This is a genomic window from Bradyrhizobium sp. 25ACV, from assembly GCF_054863005.1.
In genome coordinates this window covers 1-233 of the sequence record NZ_JAVAYO010000211.1, presented here as the reverse complement: position 1 = coordinate 233, position 233 = coordinate 1, and the positions used below count along the sequence as shown (strand labels likewise).

General features: G+C 66.5%; 1 protein-coding gene. It reads left to right on the top strand.

The genetic code is table 11. The annotated features are described in order from the left end of the window. On the top strand, positions 1–233 hold a 233-nt coding region (locus tag RAD04_RS39175), incomplete at both ends, for an ATP-binding protein (RefSeq protein ID WP_461628034.1).

The window sequence follows — 233 nt, the reverse complement described above, 5'->3', positions numbered from 1 at the left end:
TCGAAGAAGGCGGCCGCCAAGGCCAAGGTCTCGACCGTGCCCGGCTATCTCGGCGTCATCGAGGACGACAAGCACGCGGTCAGGATCGCCGACGAGATCGGCTATCCCGTGATGATCAAGGCGTCCGCCGGCGGCGGCGGCAAGGGCATGCGCATCGCGCATTCGACCTCCGAGGTTGCGGAAGGTTTCAACCTCGCCAAGGCCGAGGCCAAGGCCTCGTTCGGCGATGACCG